Annotated in this window: 16 protein-coding genes and 1 tRNA gene; 1 reads left to right on the top strand and 16 read right to left on the bottom strand. The window is 41.5% G+C overall.

Translation table 11 applies throughout. The features are described from left to right. Positions 1-81: 81 nt before the first annotated feature. From ACSSS3_RS08125 to ACSSS3_RS08050, 16 genes are all read right to left on the bottom strand, one after another. The gene (locus ACSSS3_RS08125; RefSeq protein WP_442847150.1) at positions 82-648 is read right to left on the bottom strand and encodes a DUF4411 family protein; all 567 of its coding nucleotides are present in this window, start codon (positions 646-648) and stop codon (positions 82-84) included. Beyond that, on the bottom strand, positions 648-1754 hold the full coding sequence (locus ACSSS3_RS08120) for an ImmA/IrrE family metallo-endopeptidase (protein ID WP_442847414.1): 1107 nt from the start codon (positions 1752-1754) through the stop codon (positions 648-650). Before ACSSS3_RS08120 ends, ACSSS3_RS08125 begins: the two co-directional genes overlap by 1 nt. 257 nt (positions 1755-2011) lie before the next feature. Next, a tRNA-OTHER gene (locus ACSSS3_RS08115) sits at positions 2012-2120 on the bottom strand. Further along, positions 2112-2972 (bottom strand): hypothetical protein, encoded by an 861-nt coding sequence (locus ACSSS3_RS08110; RefSeq protein WP_442847149.1) that lies wholly within the window; start codon positions 2970-2972, stop codon positions 2112-2114. The genes ACSSS3_RS08115 and ACSSS3_RS08110 overlap by 9 nt, the downstream gene beginning before the upstream one ends. Positions 2973-3142: 170 nt before the next feature. Then, on the bottom strand, positions 3143-3925 hold the full coding sequence (locus ACSSS3_RS08105) for an enoyl-CoA hydratase/isomerase family protein (protein ID WP_442847148.1): 783 nt from the start codon (positions 3923-3925) through the stop codon (positions 3143-3145). Positions 3926-3936: 11 nt separating this feature from the next. Then, positions 3937-5403 carry an ATP-binding protein gene (locus ACSSS3_RS08100; protein WP_442847147.1) on the bottom strand — a complete coding sequence of 489 codons (1467 nt, stop codon included), beginning with the start codon at positions 5401-5403 and terminating at the stop codon, positions 3937-3939. 29 nt (positions 5404-5432) lie between these two features. Continuing rightward, positions 5433-5984 carry a CopD family protein gene (locus ACSSS3_RS08095; RefSeq protein WP_442847146.1) on the bottom strand — a complete coding sequence of 184 codons (552 nt, stop codon included), beginning with the start codon at positions 5982-5984 and terminating at the stop codon, positions 5433-5435. 81 nt (positions 5985-6065) lie between these two features. Then, entirely contained in the window at positions 6066-7496 is a 1431-nt protein-coding gene (locus ACSSS3_RS08090) for an ATP-binding protein (protein WP_442847145.1), read from the bottom strand. 234 nt (positions 7497-7730) lie between these two features. After that, complete coding sequence (locus tag ACSSS3_RS08085; RefSeq protein ID WP_442847144.1) at positions 7731-10826, bottom strand: WD40/YVTN/BNR-like repeat-containing protein; 3096 nt, start codon at positions 10824-10826, stop codon at positions 7731-7733. Between the two features lie 48 nt (positions 10827-10874). Beyond that, the gene (locus ACSSS3_RS08080; protein ID WP_442847143.1) at positions 10875-12227 is read right to left on the bottom strand and encodes an MATE family efflux transporter; all 1353 of its coding nucleotides are present in this window, start codon (positions 12225-12227) and stop codon (positions 10875-10877) included. 45 nt (positions 12228-12272) lie between these two features. Further along, the gene (gene hemH / locus ACSSS3_RS08075) at positions 12273-13313 is read right to left on the bottom strand and encodes a ferrochelatase (RefSeq protein ID WP_228229198.1); all 1041 of its coding nucleotides are present in this window, start codon (positions 13311-13313) and stop codon (positions 12273-12275) included. A gap of 233 nt (positions 13314-13546) precedes the next feature. Further along, entirely contained in the window at positions 13547-13762 is a 216-nt protein-coding gene (locus ACSSS3_RS08070; protein ID WP_442847142.1) for a hypothetical protein, read from the bottom strand. 6 nt (positions 13763-13768) lie between these two features. Then, positions 13769-14242, bottom strand: a complete 474-nt coding sequence (locus tag ACSSS3_RS08065) for a hypothetical protein (RefSeq protein ID WP_442847141.1) — start codon at positions 14240-14242, stop codon at positions 13769-13771. Between the two features lie 111 nt (positions 14243-14353). Further along, a complete protein-coding gene (locus ACSSS3_RS08060; protein WP_442847140.1) occupies positions 14354-14572 on the bottom strand; it encodes an addiction module protein in 219 nt (72 codons plus the stop codon). Between the two features lie 127 nt (positions 14573-14699). Then, positions 14700-15425, bottom strand: coding sequence for a ThuA domain-containing protein (locus ACSSS3_RS08055; RefSeq protein ID WP_442847139.1), 726 nt, complete (start codon positions 15423-15425; stop codon positions 14700-14702). Between the two features lie 11 nt (positions 15426-15436). After that, on the bottom strand, positions 15437-16324 hold the full coding sequence (locus ACSSS3_RS08050) for a helix-turn-helix transcriptional regulator (protein ID WP_228229201.1): 888 nt from the start codon (positions 16322-16324) through the stop codon (positions 15437-15439). A 191-nt stretch (positions 16325-16515) separates the two neighbouring features. Between ACSSS3_RS08050 and hemA the strand changes: the two genes are divergently transcribed. Then, the gene (gene hemA / locus ACSSS3_RS08045) at positions 16516-17781 is read left to right on the top strand and encodes a glutamyl-tRNA reductase (RefSeq protein ID WP_442847138.1); all 1266 of its coding nucleotides are present in this window, start codon (positions 16516-16518) and stop codon (positions 17779-17781) included. The last annotated feature ends 1 nt before the right edge of the window (position 17782 follow it).

The following is a 17782-nucleotide window of genomic DNA, read 5'->3' as shown; positions in this document are numbered from 1 at the left end:
TCATCTAGGCTAAAAGTAGTTGCGGAGGTTTACCTTAGGTTAGCTGATTAAATTACTTTTAGTAATGTAGTAGGCTGGATTTTATTTAAATTCTACATCAATTCCTTTGTAAGCTTCCAGCAATTCTGGTAAAGTCATCACTTCAATATCAAGTATTTTACAAATTGCAGGAATTTTTTTAAATGCTTTATGGTCGTTTCCAATTTCCGTCTCCTCTGTTATTATTACGACATCTTCTTTCTCACTTTTCTTTATAAGAGCTAAAATTATCATTCTGGCGTCAGCAGTTTCCAGAAATTCCTTTTTACGCTCTTCGAATTCAGCGTCGTTAAGTTTTTTCGAAAGGGGTGTTCTAAAATTGTCATTTAGTAGATTATAAAACTTCTTAGTTGAAGGAGGAATGAGGTCTTTAGTTTTAAAAGGAAGATTGAAGTCCTTTTTAAATTTCTTTATAAGTAAATAATCCAGCGATTTAAGAACTATACCTTTGGAGGTATATTCACATTCTTGATAAACAGCATCTATCAAAATGAGGTTGCCATTTTCAAATTCAGCTTTTATGAAATCAAACAGCTTTGTTTTTTTGTCAAATGGTAAGTAATAACGAACCAAGGACAACAGGGAACTTGTGTCAATTATTACTTTCATCAAATATACTTTTCTAATTTCTCGGGTTTAATATTTAGTTTTTTACAGACTTCATATTCATTTAAAACTCCTTCGTAATAGGCAGTTTGAATTGTTGACACAAACAATGGCGAAGGAATAGGTTTTGCAACAGAACCTCGTTGTTTAATTCCTTGCTCTTTTAATAGTTGTTTCTCTCTTTCTTTTTCCTCTTGATTTTGACGGAATGATTCTTCAAATTCTTCTTTTATGAGTTCGTAGTTTACCTTGGAAATTTGGCCTTTATAAAGAAGTCTAGTAAATAATGATAATTGACTTAGATGAGTTCTATTCGAAATATTTTCAATAAGGTCGTGATGATAATCATTATTAAAAGAAGCCTTTTCTAATTTGTCAAGTGATTCAGCATACTTACCGGCTAAAAAGAAAAAGGCGAAATCATTACACCATCTTTCAATGGATGAAAGATTTTTATTGTAAACGGAATAATTGATTTCTTCTATTTCTTCTTCGTCTAGTAAATAATGACCTAGTTCATGTGCTAGCGTAAAAATTTCTCTCGAAAATGATTGATGCCTTTTAAGAACAATCATATTTGGTTTTAAATAGAAACCATCAATGTTTGCCTTTTCTTTTTTATTCCAAGTTTCAATAAACTCGAAAACCAGAACATTTTTCGTAGCCAAAGAGGATATAAGGGCTTTTAAAAAATCTCGCCTATTCTTTTCAAATTTAGGATAGAGAGCCTTTCTAGCTTTTAGCGCAATCTCTCTTGGATTGTCTGAAATTGAGTATTTTTTAATTTTTCTTTTAAAATCTAAATCTGATAATTTTGCAATTGCTGAAAGTGATAATTTCAGTTCCTCAAATTGATTAACAATTTTTATTGCGCCCAGATTTAGCTCTTCATTTTGAAAGTTTTGTTTTCTAAAAAAAACACTTGCCTCTTTAGATTTTTCAGGTGCTTTTGGGTCTAAATAGTAGTGTATCCCTTTTTCAAAAATTTTATCAATCCTTTTCAGGTAAGAAACCTTAATTTCATTTCCAAACACATCTTCTTTAGTGACTGGATTTTTTAGTCCTTCACTAATTTTTTGCAAAAATTCCTGTACATCCAATCTGTACATTTCTAGCAAATGTCTTATTCGTGATATGTTATGTTCTACTTTCAATTTCGCTTTTAATTCTTTCTTACAAAGTAACGATTTCTTTTAAGCTTATGTATAAAGTTTAGTATTTGAAAAGTAGGCAATTACGAAGCACCAATCTTACGATTAAGCATCAATTTTGATACGAGCCAAAAGACTTGATTCTACTACTATTTCGCCTATTTTTTATATACATTGTTACCTGCTGGCTTTTCTTTTTTTAGTCAATTTATTTGTGCATTCTGAAGGAGTCGAACCTTCACTCTTCACCTTCACCAAAGTAGTCTAAATTAATATTAGTTCGACTTTCGTGGAGGGGACGCTTTGACCACTAAGCTAGAATGCTGTTTTTAAATGTTCAATTATTTCATCTCTATCCGAACTATTGATTTTACCAAAATTTGAGTTTAGTAAGTTGCCTATAGCATTTGAATATCTTTTAGGGTCATTTTTAAGTTTGTTGATACTCTTTATTGGTTTAATCGTTTTATTTTCAATTTCGATTTCAAGTTTAGCTATTCTCTCGGCAAGTTGTGAATTATCTGGCTTACACTTTTCACAAAGAGTATAGCCTATATTTTTAATAATATTAGTGAATAGCAAGAAGTCGTTAAAGTCAATCTTTTCGTAACTATTAGGGCTATTAACAGAATGAAACTTGGAATTGTAGTAGCCTGTAAATTCAGTGACCTTTTTGCATAATTTGTTCAACTTTTTTAAATCTTTTTCCTCTGAATGAGCGAACCTATTCCTTATGAACCTATAGTACTCAAATCCGTAATAGACTTCTTTTCCTATTTCAGTTATTCCTTGTCCTTTTGAAGAGAAAATATTTTGCAATAAATTGTCAAAGTCCGTTTCACCATCTACTTTATTTGCCCAAGTCGGGTTGTATATTTTGTATTCCTTTCTAAATTCGTCAATAAATTGTTCCGCCTGTTGCATAACTGACAAAATATAGAAAAGTCTAATACGTGATGAAAATAATTCGATATTGACACTATCGACTCGTACTTCGTGCTTATTGGATAGGTCTTGAATAAATTGTTTATGGTCTTGTGAAGCTTTAAGATTATTGAGAAATTCACGAATAGCCATTTCATTACACTCGACAACAGCATCAAATTCTCCAAGACCTTTTTTAAGATTTCGGAAGGCTTTAAATGAAAATTTTGTTTCGTTAATATCTCTACTCATTTTTATTCTCTCTATTTTTTTCAGCTTGCAGCTAACTAGTGATGTCAAAACAAATATAATCCTTTAAAAAAGCGTTTTCCGGAAATCATTACTTTTTTAATGCTGACTATCAGCTTGTAAAAACAAAAAACCGCTCTAAAGCGGTTTTTAATTTCTATAAGGTAGCGCCTTTACTTCCCAGGAAATTCCGCTTTGCGCTTTTCTAAAAAGGCGCTGGTACCTTCTTTAAAATCTTCGGTACCAAATGAGGCGCCAAAACCTTCAATCTCGGCTTCATAACCATTTACACCGTTTTTAAAACCGGCATTTACAGCCTGTATCGCGGTCGCAATGGCAACGCCGGAGTTCTCGAGGATTTTTGAAGCGATTTTTTCGGCAAGTGCCATCAACTCTTCCTGGGTGGTCACGTGATTGACAAGGCCGTATTGCAGGGCCTGGTCTGCATTAATCATGCTCGCGGTCATAATCATTTCAAAAGCACGGCCCTTGCCTACCAGTTGCGGTAAACGCTGGGTACCGCCATAACCGGGAATAAGTCCCAGCGAGGTTTCGGGAAGTCCCATACGGGCATTGTCGCTCGCTATGCGAATGTGGCATGCCATCGCCAGCTCAAGACCGCCGCCCAGCGCAAAACCGTTGATCGCTGCGATTACCGGAGTGCTCAGGTTTTCGATAAAATCAAAAAGGAGTTTTTGTCCCTTTCGCGCCAGCATAGCCCCTTCTTCCTCTTCAAAATCAGAGAACTCGCTGATGTCTGCCCCGGCCACAAAGGCCTTCTCCCCGCTTCCGGTAAGAATGATGACGCCTATATTTGCGTCGGCATCCGCTTCCGCGAACGCGTCGTGAAGCTCCTGAATGGTTTCTTTATTGAGGGCGTTTAATTTTTTAGGTCGGTTTATGGTGATGATCGCCAGTTGATCATCCACTTCATAAATGAGGTTTTCAAAATTCATAGGATGCGTTTTTAGTGTTCTTCTACCCGCGGAAAAGTAACCTTAAATACAGTGCCGCGATCTGCCTTAGAAGTAAAAGTAATGGTTCCGTTATAGGTTTCCACAATATTTTTAACCATTGCCAGGCCAAGACCCATTCCGCTTGACTTGGTGGTAAATTTAGGTTCAAAAACTTTGACCGCGTTTTCTTCTGAAATGCCGTGCCCGTTATCACAAACCAAAATACAGACTTCGTCGGGCTCGCTTTTGATCTCTACACGAATGCGGGGATCTTCGGTATCTTCAGTCGCCTGGATGGCGTTTTTCACCAGGTTAGTCACCACGCGGATCAGTTGGGTGCGGTCTAACTTTGCCGTGATTTCTTCGGCATCGCTCGCAAACGTAAGGTAGGGCTCGGTAAAAATATCAAGCGCCAGTTTGGTCACAAAAACCACATTTAGGGTTTCGTTTTGCTGCGCCGGCATTTTGGCAAAATTGGAAAAAGCCTCTGCAATAGAGCTCATCGTATCTATCTGCTGAATAATTGTGTGGCTGTATTCATCAAGTTTCTTGCGAATGTCGGGGTCCTGCGGGTCAAAGCGCATTTGAAAACTCTGTACGGTAAGCCGCATAGGCGTCAACGGATTTTTAATTTCGTGCGCCACCTGCTTGGCCATCTCCCGCCAGGCGGCTTCCCGCTCGCTTTGCGCCAGCTTGGCGGCACTGTTCTCAAGCTCGTCTATCATCCCATTATATGACTTGACCAGGTTGCTGATCTCTTCGCTGGCATCTTCAATCTCAATACGCTGGTTGCGTTTATCAAGCCGGGTTTCAATCATTTTATCACTAATTGTCTTAAGACTACGCGTAATGTAGCGCGACAGAAAATAAGACAAAGCCGTCGCAATGAGCAGCATAAACAGATAGCCTTCCGCCAGGCGGCGTAAAAATTCTTCCAGCTCGCGGGTGATGAAATCATCATCCTGAATGTAGGGAAGATTCATAATCGCCAACGGCTTAAACTGGTTGTCGTTAATGTAGGTATAGGAAGACTGGTATTTGACCCCATCAATTTCGGAGGGCACCACCCAGCGCTTGGTAGGTGTATTTGCGAGACCGTCAAGAATTCCCGGGTTCAGGCGGGTTTCAAGTGTATCTTCGGTAAAGGATTCTTTAGACTTGACTAAAAGATTACCGTCTAAATCGTAGATATTTATAGGCAACTCGTGAACGTCTGCGATGCGGTAGATATCTGAGTTGAACTTTAAAATCAGCGGAATGTTTTCAGACTTTACCTCATAAGTGGTCTGGTCGAGGACGTAATCAATTTCGGCCCGTATCTGATCTTCTTTGCGCAGCAAGCGGTCGCGGTGGTAATCTTTGGCCTCCTCCCTATACTGCAACACACTGATGATCCCTATCAGGATAGAGGCTCCCAAAATGAGAAAAACCATCCCAAAAAAGATGCGCAGGCGCAAAGAAAGCTTGTGAAATTTCATGACTTTAAAGCTAATCAAAAACCAGACCGTTACGCATTCGGATTTTTATCGCGAATGCTTTTATAGAGTTTTATGCCCAACATTAGGAGGATAGCAAGCACGATTAAGCCGGCCAGTCCCCAGATCCAGTTGGTCGCGCTTTTGGTAATAACCAGAAAAATGACTGCGAAAAGAATTAAGGTAGGACCTTCATTCCAGATACGCATAAACTGCGTGGTGTATTTAAAATTACCGGCCTGCAATTGCTTGTAAATCTGATGATTTTTAAAGTGATAGGCATAGAGCAACACCACAAAACCCAGCTTGATCTGCATCCAGGGCGCCTGGAGCCAACCCGGCTGGATGTGCAGCATGATAAACGCAAACACACTCGCAAGAATCATGGAAGGCCAGGTGATGATCTTCCATAAGCGTTTGGTCATCAAAGCCAGCTGAATGCCCAAAATAGTGCGATCGGGTTCCGGTTTTTCGGAAGCTTCAATCTGGTACATAAAGAGACGGGGCACATAAAAAAGGCCCGCAAACCAGGTCACGACAAAAATGAGGTGCAGGGATTTAAAATAGAGGTAATAGGCTTCCATAAAATTTGGCTTCTCGTGTTTTAACCCATTAGATTGCTGTGTAGTTTTAAATGGTAAACAAACTAACACCGGCTAGATTTCTTAACTGTTTTTCTTTCGGTCTAAACTATTTTTTCCCACCGTAAAAGCATAGGCTGCAGCGGGCAGAAATTGAATAGTCAGGCCATTGTGTTCTTTTTCTCCTTCCTTATCTATTGTCGTAACAATTGGATAATTTAAATCACTTTCAGTACAAAACTTATATAAACTCTTGAGTTCCCCCGGCTTATCAAAATATCTGTTTGACCACTTGATTTCTAAAGCCCACAAGGGTTTTAAGGTTGAATCGCTAATCCCTATCATATCTACCTCTCCATTAGACCATCTTGCATACCAGGGGGTAAACCACTCCCGATGCATCCATTGAGCAAATATCGCTGTTTCAACCATATTGCCAATCATTTCGTCTGTACTTGTGATGGGCGAAAACAACGCACTTCGTAAAGAGGGGTTTGTAAGATAAATTTTGAAAAAGTTATCTCTTTTAAAACGCTTACCACTTTGATCAATGCGTTTTACCTGTTTTATCAGATAAGCAGCTTCCAAATATTCCAAGTACTTCTTTAAGGTGTTTTTAGGTACTTGTGATTGCTTGCTTAAGGTTTCAAGAGAAAATTCACCACCACTGTTATATGCGATGGTGGTAAACAATGAATTCAACTCTCTGGTGTCACTAATACCGTACAAACTGGGTAAATCTCGCAATAAAACCTTATCTACAATATCTTGTCTAATGTATCTTCCCGGATTTGCCTGAATCTTTTCCGAAAAAATAACCTCGGGATAACCCCCAAAATTTATATAGTCGAGAAAATGTTTGTTTAACTCTATCAGATGTGAGGAAGTATAAAATGCTGTACTTTGCTCTTTCCACTTCAAAGTCGTATTAGTTATGATTCTGTCTAATCCTTTAAGCGAAATGTATTCATTAAAGGTTAAGGGTGGAAGTAAAAAGTCTGTAAATCGTCCTGCACCACTTTCGTTACTGGCAAATTTAAGGGCGGCAGCCGCAGATCCTGAAACAATAAATTTATCCTTGCGATAACTATCTACTAAAGACTTTAAATGAACTTCCCAATCCCGACAATATTGGATTTCATCATAGATTATATGCCAATCCTCTTTATCTTTTAAACCTGTAGCTTCTTTTGCATAGCTAAACAGTTGCTCCAGGGGCATGTTGTTATAAATAGGGTTTTCAATAGTGATAAAAATGATTTTTTTAGGATTTACGCCGTTTTGAATTAAATCCTCAACCATATGAAACAACATAACTGTTTTACCCACCCGTCTGGGCCCCATTAAAACAACAGCGCGTCGTATCTCTCTCTCGTAAACAAGAGGTTTAAAAAGATCGAAATATAACCTGCGGGGCATTTCATTATAATCTGCTTCGATACGACCATCAACCCACCAGGGATTCTCAAACCTAATTCGGTCTAAAACCTGCTCTTTAGATATCTCCTTTATCATAAAATGATCTTATTTACAATCAAAAATACAAATTAAGATCAAATGATTGACTTTAAAACTATATTAAATACTGATTAAGGTTTTTTAAGATTAAAAACAGGCTTATTTTCGACCACCTCCGTATTGTGTAGCGATTCTTTAAGCTTAAAACATCCTCAGCGCGGGTAAAAACCGACCCTCAATTTCTTCGAAATTGTGTCTACTCCTTTTTCAAGGAGGGGAGCCTCAAAAGGACTAATCCTTTTGAATAAAAAGGTAATTGAGATTCATTTCGTTAAAAGCCTTATTAAACGCAGCAACCTCATCGCTTACGAGTTGGTCAAATTTAGTCAGCTCGTCATTCACATGTTTGGTCAGTTCGTTTTTGACCGCGATATCCTGATCGGTTGGCGCAAAATTGCCCATACCCACCAGCGAATTTAAATGCGCCAGTTTATTGGTCAAACGAATTGGAAAGTTTAGCGGATCCTGACCGCTTCGGTTTTTGGTTTGGTACAGGGCTTTTTCGATTTCTTCCAGATTCTCCCGAAGCGTTTTAGACTTTTCGCGCAGTTCTTTGGTCGCAGGGTTGTCTTTGTATTGCTTCTCAAAAGCACTGAGCTGGCCGGTTATATTGCGTATTTTCTTGATGCTCTTGTGCGCACGGTCAACGGTTTTGTTCACGTCGTTTATAAAATCGAATTGTGCCTGCATATCAGCCTGAGACGCTTCCGAGCGCGGGTCGGCCACAACAGTGTAGGGTTGTGTGTAGTCCGTTCCGTTTACATTCAGTTTTACGGTGTAGGTGCCGGGTATCTGTTTGGGTCCTTCGGTACTGGCCCACCATAAGATCATTCCGGGAAGGCGCTCTGCTCCTTCATAGGTCATATCCCAGTTAAACTGGTTTCCTCCTGCTTTCACCTCCAGCTTGTCTTTATCTCCTCTAGTGCTGTACGACTTGATCGTATCGTTTTTCGCATCAAAATAAGTCAGCGCAACACTGTCTTTTTTCGCATCGTATTCCGGTAAATAGAAATAGGTCATCACGCCGGAAGGATGATTGGTTCCGGCTGAATTGGACTTGCGGCCACCGCCATCCATTCTGTAGGTATCTTTCGGCTTAAATAATTTAACTGCGCCGGTTTTGGTGTTTCCATCCAGCTGGTGCAGTACGCTCAGATCGTCAATGATATATAAGCTGCGTCCCTGTGTGGCTACGATCAGGTTGTTGTTTTTAAGCGCCAAATCGGTAACCGGAACGATAGGCAGATTGAGCTGAAACGGCTTCCAGTTGGCTCCCGCATCAAAGGAGATGTACATTCCGGTTTCGGTACCGGCGTACAACAGACCTTCCTGAGCAGGATCCTCACGTACCACGCGGGTAAAATGCTCGGGTGCGATGCCGTTTGTGATTTTTTTCCAGCTTTTACCGTAATCGGTAGTCTTGTATAAATAGGGCGCGAAGTCACCCGATTTGTATTTGGTGCCCGCAATGTAGCAGGTACCTTCGTCAAAATACGAAGGCTCTATGCTGTTAATCATCATCCACTCGGGCATTCCTTTGGGTGTAACATTTTCCCAGTTTTCGCCTCCGTCACGGGTGACGTACACGAGTCCGTCGTCACTACCCGTCCACAACAGTCCTTCTTTTAACGGACTTTCATTAGCTGCGAAAATAGTACAGTAATATTCTACGGAAGTGTTATCCTGCGTGATGGGCCCGCCCGAAGATTTTTGCTTCGATTTATCGTCTGTGGTTAAATCGGGGCTGATTACTTCCCAGCTTTGGCCTTCATTGGTAGTCTTATGCACGTGATTGCTGAAGGTGTACAGCACATCAGGATTGTGACGGGAGAACATAATGGGGAAATTCCACTGAAAGCGGTATTTCATATCCTCGGCACCGTGACCCATAGGGTTATCGGGCCATACCGAAACCGAGCGTACGCTATTATTCTCGTGATTGACACGGGTTAAAAAGCCGTCATAGCTGCCGCCATACACAATATCGGGATTCTCAGGATCAACCGCGATATGCGCGCTCTCGCCACCAGCGGTGCTTTCCCAGTCCTCTTCGGTAATGCTATACCCGTCTGTGCGGTGCGGGATGCGTACGGTAGAGTTATCTTGCTGAGCAGCATAGATACGATATGGAAACTGGTTGTCTGTAGTCACCCGGTAAAACTGTGCGGTGGGCTGGTTGTGATAGGTGCTCCAGGTCTCTCCACCGTCGTAGGTTACCTGCGCGCCACCGTCGTCACCCATAACCATCCGCATAGGATCCTCCGGCGCAATCCACAAATCGTGATGGTCGCCGTGGGGAGCATTGTTGGGTTCAAAGGTTTTACCACCGTCGGTACTCTTGTGATAGCTTACATTAAGTACGTAAACCACATCTTCGTCTTCGGTATCTGCGTAAACTTTGGTGTAGTACCAGGCACGTTGACGTAAGTTTCGGTCGTCGTTGATGAGCTTCCAGGTGGCACCGGCGTCTTCGCTACGGTACAGGCCGCCTTTGTCTTTATTTTCAACCATTGCAAAAACACGCTCTGAGTTTACGGGCGAAACGGCTACGCCGATGATCCCTAAGGTATCCTGAGGAAAGCCTTCATTTTTAGAAATCTCTTTCCAGGTAGCACCGCTATCGATACTTTTCCACAGGGCTGAACCCGCACCTCCACTTATAAAGCTATACGGAGTTCTTCGGCTGTGCCAGGTGGACGCATATAAAACCCGTGAATTATTCGGGTCCAACGTAAGGTCAACCGCACCGGCATCTTCGGTAGCAAACAGCACTTTATTCCAGCTTTTACCGCCGTCTACAGATTTATAAACTCCGCGTTCTTGTGTCGGCTTATAGATATCTCCCAGAACCGCAGCATAAACCACATCGGGATTATCGGGGTGGATCACAATTTTTGAAATGTGTCTGCTTTTGGGTAAGCCGGCCTGCTCCCAGGTTTTACCGGCGTCTGTGGTTTTCCACATACCGTAACCGGAAGAAACATTTCCGCGCAGCGTGTTTTCGCCCCCGCCCACATACATAATGTTGTGATCACTGGGCGCTACGGCAACAGAGCCGATGCTTCCGCCAAAATAGCCATCAGAGATATTTTCCCAGGAACGACCCCCGTCTTTGGTACGCCAAACTCCGCCCCCGGTAGCGCCAAAATAAAACAAGTTGGGCTTGCCGGGAACGCCTGTAACTGCGGCACTTCGGCCACCGCGAAACGGACCGACAAGACGGTATTCTAAAGCGGAATATAAAGACTCATCAACATCCTGAGCCTGAAACGAAAAAGTAGAAAGAAAAACCAGCGCGCAAACAACGCCGCGTAAAAAGTTGTGCATGATCGAAAAAACTTAGTTAGTAGCAAACTAAGATAAGCATTTCTGTGCTTAGGCTACGGTTTCCAGATTCTGCCGGGTTTCGCGCCAGAGGAAATAAGCCGTAACCACGGTAGAAAGGGTATCTGCAATAGGAAAGGAAATCCATACCCCGATTTCGCCAAAATAGTTCGGTAAAATAAGCACAAGCGGAATAAAGAAAAAACCTTGTCTGGTGAGCGTTAAGAGCAATGCCGGAACCGCCTTACCAATCGCCTGATAATAAGCCGAACCTATTAACTGAATCCCAATAATGGGAACAGCAGCAAACACCCAGCGCATGGCATTGGGCGTATCTTTTAGAACCGCTTCATCCTGTGTAAATACGGAAACGATAGCTTCCGGAAAAGCCATAATGAGTATAAAAATCAACAAGGCAACGCCACACGCATAGGTGATGGCCAGCTTAATGCTTTCGCGAACGCGGGAATAATTATTTGCTCCGTAATTGTATCCTGCAATGGGCAGAAAACCTTGCGTAACCCCTAAAACCGGGAACAAGGCAAACATGAGCATTCGGCCAATAATGCCATAAACGGTAACCGAGGCTTCCCCTCCGAGGTCAAACAGGATGTTATTCATCAACAAATAGGTCACGCTCACCACCGCCTGTCTGGCCAGCGTCACGAAGCCTAATGCAGACATTTCTTTGAGAATGGGCCAGTCGAGACCAAAATGACTGATGTCTATTTTTAACTCAGAGTTGTCGCTTAAAAAATACCAGAGAATATAAAAGAAACAGCAAATGTAGGAGGCTGTGGTTGCCCAGGCGGCACCTTCCATCCCCATATCGAGCAAATTGATGAGAATGTAGTCTAAAATTAAATTCCCCACCGACGGAATAATCATCGCGATCATGGCAAATTTAGGCTTGCCTTCTGCCCTAATGACGTTGTTTCCCATCATCGATAAAGCCAATACGGGCACGCCGTACAAGACGATACGATAATAGATTTTAGCCGGTTCAAAAATGTCGCCTTTTCCGCCAAAAGCGGGAATGAGATCGTTGATAAAAACCAGACCCAAAACCACCATGCTTACTGTAAGCAGCAGGGTAATCGTGATTTGATTGCCAAAGGTTTTAAGGGCTTTGCCCGAATCGTTGGCACCCAAAGCCCGCGAAATAATTGACGAACCGCCAATCCCGATTGCCATCCCCAAAGCCGCGATAAAAAAGGACACCGGAAGCACCACATTGATCGCCGCAATGGCGATACTGCCAATCCAGTTGCCCACAAAAATGGTATCAACCAGAATATTGAGGGACATAACCAGAATCCCGATTGACGCGGGAACCGCCTGTTTGATCAACAGGCCGGCGATGGGTTCGCTTCCTAATGCTTCAGATTTATTGGGTTTGAGCAATTTGGGCTGTATTAAAAAAAGATTCCCGCCTTCGCGGGAATGAAATTAAGCTATGGCTTTTGAGGCTTCAACCAGTGCCCAGTCGTTAATCCAGGTGGCAACTACGTGCGCCCAGTCGTCGCGATCGTTCAGGCAGGGAATGGTGGTGAATTCTTTTCCGCCCACTTCGTGAAAAATTTCTTCGCCTTCCATTGCGATCTCTTCTAAGGTCTCCAGGCAATCACTAACGAATGCCGGAGTTACAATCGCCATTTTCTTAATGCCTTCCTTACCAAAACGCTCTATGGTTCGGTCTGTATAGGGCTGTAACCAGGGATCAAAACCTAAGCGGGATTGAAACGAGGTAAAATAGGTGCCTTCTTTAAGATTGAGCTTTTCAGCCACCTGCCGCGTGGTCTCGTAACACTGATGGCGGTAGCAAAACTGGTGTGCCGCCGATGCAGTCTTGCAGCAGCTGCCGTCTATCTTGCAATGGCTTTTAGTCACATCGCTCTTACGAATGTGTCGTTCCGGCACCCCATGATAACTGAAAACCAGCATCTCGTAATCAAGATCCTTTATTTTTTCGTCAATACTGTTGGAAAGTACCTCAATATACTCGGGCTTGTTGTAAAAGGCAGGAATGTCTGAAAAACGCATATGCGGAAAGTGCTCCTTGCGTAATTCTTCGGCTAAGACCAGAATAGTTTCTGTAGTCGCCATGGCAAACTGGGGATACAAGGGTATGATTAACACCTCATCAACGCCCTGCTCATCCAGCTCTTTTAAACCATCCAGCATAGACGGTGTGCCGTAACGCATTCCCAAAGCCACCGGAACATCAACCTTATCAGCCACTTTTTCCTGAAGCATTTCGCTTAAAACAATGAGCGGCGAACCCTTTTCCCACCAGATTTTGGAATAGGCTTCAGCCGATTTTTTTGGCCGGGTATTAAGAATGATCCCTTTTACGAGCAAGGTTCTTGCCCACTTGGGAAAGTCGATTACCCGCTCATCCATTAAAAACTGACCAAGGTATTTTTTTACATCTTTAGGGTCTGTGCTATCTGGCGAACCCAGATTGACCATAAGTACTCCTTTTTTCATCGTTTCCTTTTTTTAAGTGCTAAAATTACGACTTATCGTTTGTTTAGGAAGCAAAAGTGATAAGGGTTCTGCAAGGAGTTATTGGGAAAATTTATCAAACCGATTTCAAGCTTTATTTAATGTTCATTCTGAATTCATAGAGCTAAACCGTATTCTGTTTCTGAGGAATATAGCTGATTTCAATTTTATCTAGAAAAAGTAATAAATCGGTTAAAAAGAAAAGCCTCGTGTTTTTATTTATCAATTTTTGATTTCTCCTTTTCAATTCCTTCTTTAACGACATTATAGACACCTATTTCAGGTGAATAAAACGTTCCCGTTTTACTATCAAAAACAATCAAATCATCACTATCGTATTTATATCTATCTACCTCTTTTTGAGACAATTGATTATAAATAACAATTAAGAGTAAAATAGTGATCAGAATTTTAAAATAGTCTACTTTCATATGGATTTATTCTGTGCATACCTCAAGAAGTTTTCCGTAAGCAACAATATTGGGAATACTACTTTCTGGGTCATCTACTTTTTTAAAATCAGTAATATCAAGGACACAATACCTAAATAGCCTTTTGTCTAATTCCTTAATTTTTTTGAATTGCTCAGTAGTTAATGAAACATTGATGTGTATAATATTTTTATAGCACATTCCAATCATTCTATACTCTGAAACTTCACTTTTTACAATTTCAGTAATACCAATTGCTTCTAAAAGCTGTATTCCAGTATATTCTTCATCTTGCAACTCTGCAAGGTACATGTCGTAAGCTTCTTTATTTGAATTCAATTTTAAGGAGGCATTCTTGTCCAAAGCTAATTCAGAAAGTTTTTCATCATCCTGAATAATTTCTGCTGTTTTAGTTTCTTTCGAATTGTTGCAAGAAGTAAAAACCACCAAAACAGACAATATGATTAACAAAGATTTCATTGTTTAGTAATAAATATTAACTTAAAAGTAATGGCCTTAGAGCTTTATAACACCTCTTGGCTTCCTTTAAATCTTCAAGTACTTTCGGAAGTAAAATGACCCGGTATTTCATCACCAGTCCTTTTTGACTTCTTCCCAATTTAAGAAGTCTTGTGGATTGTTCTCGTATGCTTTAAGACGCCGGTCTAATTCTGCTTTGTGCTCCGGGGAAAGTTCTTCTGCGTAATCGCGCTCCTGACCCAAAACACGTTCCAGCTTATCCATAACATCATCACTTTCGACCCTTAAAAGCTCTTTTATAAATTTATATTTCCGTACATCCAGATCCATAGCTTAGGTATTTAGGAGTATTAAATTTACACTTTTATTATTTAGAAAAGTCACAACATTCATCTCCTAAGCCCTTCCTTCGAAGGTAGGTTTGGAGGGCTGTTATTTTTGCAAATGCCTATGTATCCTACTCCATCAACCACTTCATCACCTCCTCAAGGTGTTTTCTAAACAGCGGCTCGGCATAGGATTCTTCCGTATGGCCGCCGCCGGTGTAGTACATTTCCCCCTCACCTACGTTTTGGAACCAGGCGTGCGGATGGTAATCCCCGTTTGCACCTCCTTCATAGGAAGATTCATCAAGCGTTAGCGTAACTTCTACATCGGGGTTTATATTCTTAAAATTGTACCATTCATCAGTGCGCTCATAACGCTCCGAAAACATTGCAACCGTAGGATGCTTAGCCTCTTTAACTACGGTCGCCTGTTGAATTTTGGGATGGCTCATAAAATACCCGCCAATAAATTCCCCATACCATGGCCAGCCGTATTCGGTATCACTGGCAGCATGAATCCCGAAAAACTTACCCCCATTTTCCATATAATTTTTGAATGCTTCCTGCTGCTCCTCACCCAGTATATCACCGGTGGTGCTTAAAAACACCACGAGGTCAAAATTCTTCAGGTTTTGAGGCGTAAAAATCAACGAGTCTTCAGAATGCTGTACCGCCCAAACGTTTTCGCGACCGATTTCGCGAAGCGTCTCCACTCCCGTTTCTACGGATGCGTGTCTGAAACCATTTGTTTTTGTAAAAACCAGCACGTTTTTAGTGCCTTTTGACATGGGTTTCTGAGCCGAATTGCAACTCAGCATCAGGATGGCGATTGTTAACAGCAGTCCCAGTGTTCTCATAGCATTTAATTTTAGTTTAACGATTGAACGTATTTTTTGGGTGTAGTACCAAATTGCTTTTTAAAAGCCGCGATAAAATGACTGGCCGTGCTATAACCTATTTTCAGCCCTACTTCATTTACATTATGCGAACCACTGGCGAGCAGTTGGCGGGCGACTTCCATCTTGTAATCGAATAAAAAACTGTAAACCGAATCGCCGTAAATCTGCTTAAAGCCCTCCTTAAGTTTATTTAAACTCAGGTTGATCTCATCTGCCAGCTCCTGCAGAGAGGGCGGTTCGGCCATACGGGCAATCACGATATCCTTGGCCTTTTTGATTTTAGCCACATTGTCTTCATCTACGAGAAACGGACATTGCTCGGTATCAGCTTCTGATGGGCGGTTAAAATACAGACTCAGCAACTCATAGGCCTTGCCTTTAAAGTACAGGGCTTTGACTGAAGGGTGCAAATTGTAATTCATCAACTGGTTGAGCACAATCGCCATTGAAGGCGAGATCAATCCGTCTTTATAATATTTGCGATCCCGGTTTTCATCGCTGAGGAAGGTTATAAAATCGGCTTCACGGGAGAACAGGGAGTGAAACTTTTTAATCGAAATAAATACCGAAATCACCCAGGTTTCGGGTGCGATTTCCAAATTTATAGGTAAATCCCGCTGCGGATTGTACAGTAAAAGCGAGTGTTCTTCACTTAAGGGCAAACGGTAATTGCCTTCATTAAAGAGAAATAACGAATTCCCTTTGGCACAAAAATGAAACTGAATGTAGCTGCTGTCTACCTGCCGCGTGACCACCTGTTTTTCAGCCGTTTCGTTATTAAATTTTAAAATAAAAAACCCTTCTTCAATACGGGTTTCCCGGTATAAACCTGAAGCGTTATTTTCTAAAGTTTCCATCCTGTGAATTTCGTCTATTATTTAGATTTATTCTAAACAAACCGATTTTATAAAAATCGAATTACCCCACTAAATTAGCCCTTTTTCAGCATTTTAGTCAAAAAACACCGCTTTTATTCAGGCATCGTTAAAAATCATGCTTCCAGCGTTATTTTTTAAAACATACACAGAATACTTTTGCAGCCTATCTTATGAATACAAACGGCAAACGACATTTTTATCCGGCTTATCCCGGGGATTTTTTCGCCATTGGCTTAAGCTATCTTAAAGCAGATGCCGAAACACGCGGGCATTTCGCTGTGGATGCCAAAATTCAGGATCAAATTTTACTACGTGCTAAAGAAGAGGGAATTGAAGGTCTGAGCATCATTTCTACCTGTAACCGCACCGAATTGTATGGTTTTGCTCAGGAGCCGCTCGATCTGGTAAAATTGTTGTGCGAACATACCCGCGGCACGATTGAAGAATTTGAGGCCGTTTCCTATTTCTATAAAAATGAGGACGCGGTTGCACACCTGTTTAAAGTGGGCACCGGTCTCGACAGCCAGATTCTGGGAGATTTTGAGATCATCAGTCAGTTGAAAAACGGCTTTCGCAGAGCGAAAAAACTCAAACTCGTAAATCCGTTTATGGAGCGCCTCATCAATGCCGTTATTCAGGCCAGCAAGCGCATAAAAAACGAAACCAATATTTCAAGCGGAGCGACTTCAGTGAGTTTTGCTTCGGTACAGTATATTTTATCCCGGGTTCCTTTTGTTTCCGAAAAAAACATTTTGCTTTTCGGCACCGGAAAAATTGGGCGTAATACCTGTGAAAATTTGGTCAAACACACCCAAAACGATCACATCACGCTCATCAACCGCACAAAGGATAAGGCCGAAAAAATCGCGGGTAAGTTTAACCTCATCGTTAAAGATTACGCAGATATTCAGTCTGAAATCGCAGCCGCAGACGTGCTTATCGTCGCAACCGGCGCGCAGAAACCCACGATTTCCAAAGAATTGCTTTACCTCAAAAAGCCGCTGCTAATTCTGGATTTGAGTATTCCGAAAAATGTGAATGAAAATGTGGAGGAAGTAGAAGGCGTCAGCCTGGTGCATCTGGACCAACTTTCGCAAATCACAAACGATACGCTCAACCGCCGTAAAAAACAGCTGCCTCAGGCACAGGCGATCATTGATGAAATTAAAGAGGAGTTTTACGAGTGGCTCACCACGCGCCAGTTTGCTCCTACCATTAAGGCCCTTAAATTGAAACTGGCCGATATGAAAGCCGGTGAGATTGACAATCAGCGTCGCAAAATCGCCAATTTTAATGAAGAACAGGCCGAAATCATCAGCGAGCGCATCATTCAGAAAATTACCACACAGTTTGCAAAACACTTAAAAACCGAGGACCTTACCAGCACCGAAAGTCTGGACCTCATTCAAAAAGTGTTCAATCTTCAAAATAACTAAG

Source organism: Leeuwenhoekiella sp. H156 (assembly GCF_052218455.1).
GTDB lineage: Bacteria > Bacteroidota > Bacteroidia > Flavobacteriales > Flavobacteriaceae > Leeuwenhoekiella > Leeuwenhoekiella parthenopeia.
This window is presented reverse-complemented; position numbering and strand designations above follow the sequence as displayed.